Genomic DNA, 8,229 nt, shown 5'->3' with positions numbered 1-8,229 from the left:
AGTATCAAGACCGGATGCTAAAAAACCTCAAGAAAAAAGCTCAAGCTTTTGGTTTGGAACTTATTCCTATTTCCGGCGCTACGGAATGTGTTTCTTGAGAGATTCAAACTATGATAAATCATAGAAAGATCCAATAGGTATCTTATAATAGAAACTTTGCTGCTAATTTTTTGCAGTGCCAAGCTTATCCGATGACTTCTAATCCATCCTCTCAGCAACCGCTCTCTAATAGTGGGGACGCACTCGACGCGGCGCAGCAAAACCAGGTAGAAGCGTCCTTTCCGATTGTGGGTATTGCCGCTTCTGCCGGAGGGTTGGAAGCTTTTACACAGTTACTGGGCCATCTGTCCACCGATACGGGCATGGCATTTGTGCTAATTCAGCATTTATCGCCGAATCATGAGAGCTTATTGAGCGAGATTCTCGCTAGAGCGACACCACTGCCAGTACGCGAGGTGCACAACGGTATGAAGGTGGAGCCGAACCAGGTGTACGTGATTCCGCCCAACACTCAGATGACGCTCTTTGACGACACGTTGCAACTGTCGCCCCGCACCAAGGTGGCTGGCAAGTATATGCCAGGAGATGCCTTCTTTACCTCCTTGGCAGCCGATCGCGGACACAAAGCGATCGCCGTCGTTCTGTCAGGACTAGATGGAGACGGTTCGCAGGGAATAAAGGCAGTCAAGGCAGCGGGGGGCGTGACGTTTGCTGAGTGTACAACCACGGCACGATTCGACGATATGCCCAGCACCGCCGTTGCTACGGGGAATGTTGATTTTGTGCTGCCACCCGCCAAAATTGCCGAAGAAATAGTCAATCTCAGCCGCAATCCAATGTTGGTTCGCCCTCTACCGCCGATCGTGACGGGAGAATTACCCGAACCCGCAGATGCCCTAGCGACGATTTTTGCCTTGCTGCGATCGAACACGGGGGTTGACTTTAGCCGCTACAAGCCCAACACGCTCGATCGCCGCATTCAACGCCGAATGTTGTTGTATAAGCTGGAACAGTTACAAGACTACGCCCAGTATCTACAAGCACATCCGGCTGAAGTCGAAGCGCTGTTTGAAGAAATCTTAATCCACGTCACCAGCTTTTTCCGCGATCCGGAAGCCTTTGAACTGCTCAAAGAGCGAGTCTTCCCCACGATTGTGCAGCACAAGTCGGCAGAATTTCCAATTCGGATTTGGGTAGCAGGCTGCTCGACGGGCGAGGAGGTTTACTCGATCGCCATCAGTTTGTTGGAGTTTTTGGCAGATAAATCTCCCCAGCCGCCGATCCAGATTTTTGCCACCGACATCAGCGAGCTAGCGATCAACAAAGCCAGAGCGGGCATTTATCTGGAAAATCAGATGGTGGAAGTTTCGCCAGAGTGCCGCCGCCGATTTTTTCATGCGATTGAGGGGGGCGGCTACCAAATCAATAAGACAGTGCGCGAACTCTGCGTGTTTGCCCGCCAAAATTTGGGCAGCGATCCGCCTTTTTCTAATGTCGATCTGATTAGCTGCCGCAATGTGTTGATTTATTTGGGAGAATCGCTGCAAAAGCGGATCTTGCCCATCTTCCATTACAGCCTCACCCCGACCGGCTTTCTGCTACTCGGCACGTCAGAAAGCACGGGTCAATCTGCAAACCTGTTTACTTTGATCGAGAAAAAGCACAGAATTTATGCCAAGAAGCTAACCGCGACTCGTCCGACAATTTCGTTTGCCTCCAGCAGCTACCCAACTGTGAAGGCGAGCGATCGCCCTGCTCCAACGCCAGTTCCTGCCGAAGAATTTGACTTACAGAGAAAGGTCGATCGACTGATCGCCGATCGCTACGCGCCTATCGGTATCGTCATTGACGATAAGATGCAAGTGCTGCAACTGCGGGGAGAAGTCGATCGCTACCTGAAACTGGTATCGGGAGTTGCTAATCTCAACTTATTCAACTTGGTGAGACAGGGCTTGATGGTCGAGCTACGTGCTGCGATTCATCAAGCGCGACGACAGGAGATGCCCGCGATCAAGAACGGACTCCGCATCGAAGAAGGCGATCGCTCCAGAGTTGTCAATCTTCAGGTGATTCCATTTAAGGTTCCGCCGACCGAAGAATGCCGCTTTTTAGTGCTGTTTGAAGACGCTCCACCCGCCGTTAGTAGCTCTAGTTCCGTCGCTCCCGCAAGCCCCCAGGGAGATTTAGAGCAGGAGAACGCGCGGCTAAAGCAGGAACTTGCCGTCGCCATTCAGGAACGAGCGGCAACTCAGGAGTATTTGCAGGCAATTATTCAAGAGCAGGAACACAGCAATCAAGACCTCAAAGTTGCGAATGAAGAAATTTTGTCGAGCAATGAAGAGCTGCAAAGCACCAATGAGGAGTTAGAAACTGCCAAAGAAGAAATTCAGGCAACCAATGAAGAACTCAACACCACCAACGAAGAACTCCGCAGCCGCAATTCGGAGTTGCACCAGCTCAATAACGATTTGACTAATTTGCTTGGCAGCATCAACGTCCCGATTTTGATGTTGACCAATGACTTACGAATTCGACGGTTCACACCGATGGCACAGCGGCTATTCAACTTTATTCCCACTGATGCCGGACGACCCTTTAGCGACATCAGAGCCAATCTGATCATTCCAGACTTAGAAACGCTGATTTTAGAAGTGTTGGAAACGCTCACCCTTAAGGAACTAGAAGTGCAAACTCAAGCAGGGCAGTGGTATACCCTACGCATCCGCCCTTATCGCACGACAGAAAATCAAATTGATGGTGTAGTGTTGGTGTTGCTCGATATTGATACCCTCAAACGCACTGTTGCCACGCTAGAAGCAGCCCGCAACTATGCGGAAGCGATCGTGGAAACCGTGCAAGTACCGCTGCTGGTGCTGGAGTCCGATTTTCGGGTGAATAAAGCCAACCGCTCGTTCTATGAAACGTTTCAAGTTTCGCCACCCAAAACCGCGCAATCACCGATCTTTGATTTGGGCAACGGGCAGTGGAACATACCCCAACTGCGATCGCTGCTGGAAGATGTTTTTGCCAGCGATATTCCCCTGCAAAACTTTGAGGTCGAGCATCAATTCGAGCGGATTGGGCGGAAAACTATGCTGCTAAATGCCTGCAAGATTATTCCAGAGGGGGAGAATCAAAGGATTTTGCTGTCGATCGAAGACATTACCGATCGCCAGCAGTTTGAAACCGATCGCGCTCAACTCCTGATCCAGGAACAGTCAGCTCGGCAACAGGCAGAGGCTGCCAACCGAGCTAAAGATGAATTTCTGTCAAACCTGTCCCACGAACTCCGCAACCCGCTGAATACCATGCTGGGCTGGGCGCAAATTCTCCGCAGCCGCCAGCTAGACTCCGCAGCCGTCGCTCGTGCAATAGAAATGGTGGAGCGGAGTGCCAAAGCACAATCTCAACTGATCGAGGATATGCTAGATATTTCTCGGATTACCAGCGGCAAGCTGCACCTCAACGCGCGGCTGCTCGATCTGGTTTCAGTTGTGGGTGCGGCGATCGAGTCCGTCCAGCTCTCCGCTGAAGCAAAATCGATTCAAATCGTTTCGCAGTTAACTTCTACAACAGTTATGGGCGATGCCGATCGCTTGCAGCAAGTGCTGTGGAATCTCCTGTCTAATGCTATCAAGTTCACGCCTGCGGGTGGACGAGTCGAGATCGCCTTAGCAGCCGTGCAGACTTATGCTGAGATTTCAGTCAGCGATACCGGACAAGGCATTCGAGCCGAGTTGCTGCCCTACATTTTCGATCGCTTCCGTCAAGGAGATTCTAGTACGACTAAAAGCGATCGGGGGTTGGGGTTGGGATTGTCGATCGTCCGGCAGATTGTGGAACTTCACGGCGGCTCTGTGCGGGCAGAGAGTCCTGGCGTTGGGCAAGGAACCACAATTATCTTGCAGTTGCCTCTGCGATCGATGCCGCTAGAAATGACACCGAGTAATTTAGAATTTGCCGCCCAGGAGCCGCCAGATAGCGCCAGTCAAGCGGTTTTCTCTCTAGAAGGTTTACACGTACTAGCGGTCGATGACGATTTAGGTAGCCTCGCCCTGATAGAGTGGATGTTGACAGACGCGGGGGCGGCAGTTGTGGCGGTGACTTCGGTGAGGGAGGCGATCGCGGCTTTGATTGCATCTCCTGGTAGATACGACGCACTTCTAGCCGATATTGGGATGCCAGACGAAGATGGTCTGGCGTTGATTCGTCAGGTGAGAGCGATGGATGCTGAAGCTGGGGGACGGATTCCGGCAGTGGCAATCACTGCTTATGTCAGCGATCGAGAGCGCCAAATGTCGATTGATGCTGGGTTCCAAATTCACATGACTAAACCTGTAGACCAAACTCAACTGATTCGAGTGGTAGCAAACTTGACTGGACGAGTGACGGAGTGAGAAGAAATCTATGCCTGGACACGATATCATCGTCATTGGCGCTTCGGCGGGCGGAATCAAAGCATTAGGCGTGATCGTCAGTGTTCTACCTGCTGACATCAATGCTACCCTTTTCATCGTTCAGCACATGGCAGCCGATACGCCCAGCATTCTGCCCCAAATTTTAGCAGATGTAGGCTCTCTCCCAGCATCCCACCCGTCGGACGGAGAGCTAATTCAAACAGGGCGAATCTATGTTGCACCGCCCGATTATCACTTGTTGGTCAATCAAGGCTCGCTGCGCGTGGTGCGCGGACCTCAAGAAAATAGATTTCGACCAGCGATCGATGCATTATTTCGTTCAGCCGCTCGTACTTACGGTCCCAGGGTGGTGGGTGTAGTGCTGACTGGTTATCTGGATGATGGCACTGTGGGGTTGCAGGCGGTCAAGAAACGGGGCGGCGTGGCGATCGTTCAAGACCCAAACGAAGCAGAATACTCCAGCATGGCAAAAAGTGCCTTGCGCTATGTGAAAGTTGATCGCTGTCTGCCGCTAGCAGAAATCCCAGACCTGCTAGTACATTTGTCCAAGGAACCTGCTGCCCAGGAGGAGGCATACCCCGTGACCGAAGAGATTGAAATTGAATCCAAAATTGCCGAACAGCAAATGAATACCCAGGAGCTTTTACAGAATGTAGAAGCGATCGGCACTCGAACGACTTACACCTGCCCTGAATGCAACGGCAGTATTTGGCAAATTGGCAAAGACGAGCCGCTGCGGTTTCGCTGTCACACGGGGCACTCTTTTACGGCTGATGTGTTTTTATCAGAGCAAACTCAGAATCTCGAAAATGCTTTGTGGTCGGCTGTGCGGGCGATGGAGGAAAAGGTCACGTTCTCGCGTCAAATGGCTGAGCGGATGAGAAATTACAATCTAGAAAGTGCGGCAGCAAAACATGAAGATTATGCCATGAATTTAGATAAAGAGGTGTCGCTAATTCGAGGCATCATTCTCAATGGTTTTGCCACGCACCGAGCTATTACCGCAGCAGAGGAATAGTTAGAGTAGCTGTTCTGCAACGCTCGCCTGCTTCAAGACCAACTTGATACCTGACCTCGCCCTCCTGCCTTGGCTACGTAAAGTGCAGCATCAGCATTGCGATAAAGTGCTGATAAATCTGTACCATCCTCTGGGTACTGGGCTATGCCTCCACTAAAACTCACCTGAAATTTCTCGCCACTAACACCAGTAAACTCTTGCTGCTGCACGATCTCTAGTAACTCTGTCAGCCGAGCCATAGCCTGCTGGCGAGTCGCGGCGTATAAACCGATAACAAATTCCTCGCCACCCCAACGAGCGATCGCATCTTCACTACGAAAAGTCTGCTGCAATAATGCCCCAAATCGTCTTAACACGCGATCGCCAGCTGCATGACCGTGGCGATCGTTGACGAGCTTAAACCGATCCAAATCTAAGATGACAAAACATAAAGGTTGACTTTGGCGCTTGGCTAAACGCAACAACCGATTCAATTCCTGAATAGATTTGCGCCGATTGGCAATACCCGTCAAAAGATCGGTGTCTGCTAATTTATGCAAAGTCTGCGTCCGTTCCAGCCGATTTAGTACGCGGGCAATTAATTCCGGTGACCGAATTGGCTTATACACGTAATCGTCTGCACCTGCTGTGAACACCCGATTTATAGTTTCTGTGTCCGTGTGAACCGAGAGAAACAGCACGGGCAATTCACACCAGTGGGAATCGCTTCGCACCACCTGGCATAAGTCAATGCCGCTTAATTCTGGCATTTCCACATCCAGAATTAATAGATCGGGATCGTACTGCTCCAACTTGTCCCAAAAATGCCGAGGGTTATCTATCAGGGCTAGCTTGAATCCCCAAGGTTCTAGTACAGTGCGGAGAATGTCTAACGTCTGGGGATCGTCGTCTACAACTAAAATTTTCGCGGCAATAGTGTCAGATTGGCTCAGCACCCGATTAATTGCTGTCAGGACTGAAGCAGGAAACGCAGGCTTAGGCAAAAACACCCGTCCCCCTAAACGAGCTACTTTTATCCGATTAGTAAAATCATCCGGCGCTGCTAACACGAGTACGGGTAAGTGCCGATTGTTGGTTTTTAACTCTGCCAACAGATTGAAACCGCTCTCGGCTGAGTTGTCACATAGATCGAGCAACACCACATCTGGGCAATTTTGGGCGATCGCCTTTCTAGCTGCGGTTAAGTCCGTAACCAATTCTGCTTGAATGCCCCAGATTGTCGCTTCCGAAATCAACTGCTCGCCCAGTTGGGCATCATTATCTATAATTAACAGTCGGGGTTGCTGCTTGACGGTAGCGAGCGATCGCTCGTGTAATTCCCCAGTTGCGGCTGGTAGTTCTAGTTCTTGCCGCAATGTTACAACTAGTTGAGCGAGTCTAGCTTCTAGGCTTGACTCGACTCCAGCCCGAAAAATCTGCTCGATCTGGCGACAGATTTGGCTAGCTTCAATAAACTCAAAGCTAGCTAACGCTCCAATTAGCAAGTGGGCTTCCGCTCGCGCCTGTTGTCCTAGTTCTGGAGTTAGTTCACCCCGATCCAGGGTGGCGATCGCTTGTTCTAGAGTCGCAATGCGATCGCTATAATTGTGCTTGTATCGCTCCCAAATGGCAGCCCGTGCTGGCGCAATTTGTTGCTTGGGCTGGTTTACTGTAGTTACAGTCGCGATCGCCGCACTTGGGGAGTGAGCCGTTACCGCTGCCTGATTCTTAACTTCATCTTCCCCTAGTTTGAGCCGATACCCTAGCCCGTGAACTGTCTCGATCGCGTCTGCCCCAGCTTGCCTGAGTTTTCGTCGTAAAGTCTTAATATGCGTCCTCAGAGTATTTTCTGAAGGGATTTCTTCAAACAACCAGAGATGCTCTAGCAGGGCTTGTTGGCTAAATATTCGGTGACTGTTACGTAAAAGCAGCTCTAGTAAAGCATATTCCTTAGCAGTTAAGTGTAACAATTGCCCATCGCAAGTTACCCTACAGCTACTGGAGTCAAGCGCGATCTTTCCCGCCTCGATGATGGAGGAGAGCGCCGAACTACCTCGACGGAGTAAAGCACGTATCCGAGCTAATAACTCATGGAGATCGAAAGGCTTGACCACATAATCATCAGCTCCAGCTTCTAACCCCATAATTTTACTGGTGTTACTCTCCAAGACTGTCAACAGCAAAACCGGAGTGCGGTCTTTGCGATCGCGTAGCTGCCGACAAAAATCCAGTCCATCCAGCTTGGGCAGCATGACATCCAATAAAATTAAGTCATAAATAAACGCCTCTGCCATTTCTAGCCCAGCCTGACCGTCCATCGCCAAATCGACCAAGTAATGTTGCTCGATCAGGGTGGTTTTCAATATTTCAGCCGTACCCTCATCGTCTTCTACCAGCAGAATTTTCATCGGCGGCTACTTCTTGGTTATATTTGCTACTTTAAGGCTCTATCTTTAGGAAGATTATTAGAAAGATTATGGAGCTTTTTATATTATCTCCTAACTTCTCCACAAAATCTCCACTTATTTTACTTACAATCAAAATTAGCAAAATTTAGGGCTGAGCTACTTACTGAAATTGACTTCGGGCATAATTGAAAAATTTTAGCCAACCGAACTGACTTCAACTGAGTCTACTAAGAGTTGCTGACAGGAGATAGCAAAATGAATTGTTCTCCAGATCGGCTAGTGCCATCTTAGAAACGTAACTATTTGGTAAGAGTGATGAGAAACACCAAAATGAAAATTGATACACATACCAGGCTGCCTGAAACATCAGTTAGTAGCAAAAACGTGTATTTTGATTTTGATGCCT

At 49.9% G+C, this 8,229-nt stretch carries 3 protein-coding genes; 2 read left to right on the top strand and 1 reads right to left on the bottom strand.

Annotated features, from left to right (window positions below; all coding sequences use genetic code 11):
- Window positions 1-191: 191 nt before the first annotated feature.
- Together H6G17_RS26460 and H6G17_RS26455 are read left to right on the top strand one after the other, a co-directional pair.
- Window positions 192-4,397, top strand: coding sequence for a chemotaxis protein CheB (locus H6G17_RS26460; protein WP_192161552.1), 4,206 nt, complete (start codon window positions 192-194; stop codon window positions 4,395-4,397).
- Between the two features lie 10 nt (window positions 4,398-4,407).
- The gene (locus H6G17_RS26455; RefSeq protein ID WP_192161551.1) at window positions 4,408-5,436 is read left to right on the top strand and encodes a chemotaxis protein CheB; all 1,029 of its coding nucleotides are present in this window, start codon (window positions 4,408-4,410) and stop codon (window positions 5,434-5,436) included.
- Between the two features lie 32 nt (window positions 5,437-5,468).
- On the opposite strand, the gene H6G17_RS26450 is transcribed toward H6G17_RS26455, so the two are convergent.
- On the bottom strand, window positions 5,469-7,823 hold the full coding sequence (locus tag H6G17_RS26450; protein WP_192161550.1) for a response regulator: 2,355 nt from the start codon (window positions 7,821-7,823) through the stop codon (window positions 5,469-5,471).
- Between the last annotated feature and the right edge of the window lie 406 nt (window positions 7,824-8,229).

Source organism: Chroococcidiopsis sp. [FACHB-1243] (assembly GCF_014696895.1).
GTDB lineage: Bacteria > Cyanobacteriota > Cyanobacteriia > Cyanobacteriales > Chroococcidiopsidaceae > Chroococcidiopsis.
Note: the sequence above shows the minus strand (reverse complement) of the source record. Positions and strands in the feature narration are given on the sequence as shown.

Excerpts from the sequence above, each read along its gene's own strand:
- H6G17_RS26460 (WP_192161552.1), top strand. The coding sequence starts at position 192 with ATGACTTCTAATCCATCCTCTCAGCAACCGCTCTCTAATAGTGGGGAC.
- H6G17_RS26455 (WP_192161551.1), top strand. The coding sequence starts at position 4,408 with ATGCCTGGACACGATATCATCGTCATTGGCGCTTCGGCGGGCGGAATC.
- H6G17_RS26450 (WP_192161550.1), bottom strand. The coding sequence starts at position 7,823 with ATGAAAATTCTGCTGGTAGAAGACGATGAGGGTACGGCTGAAATATTG.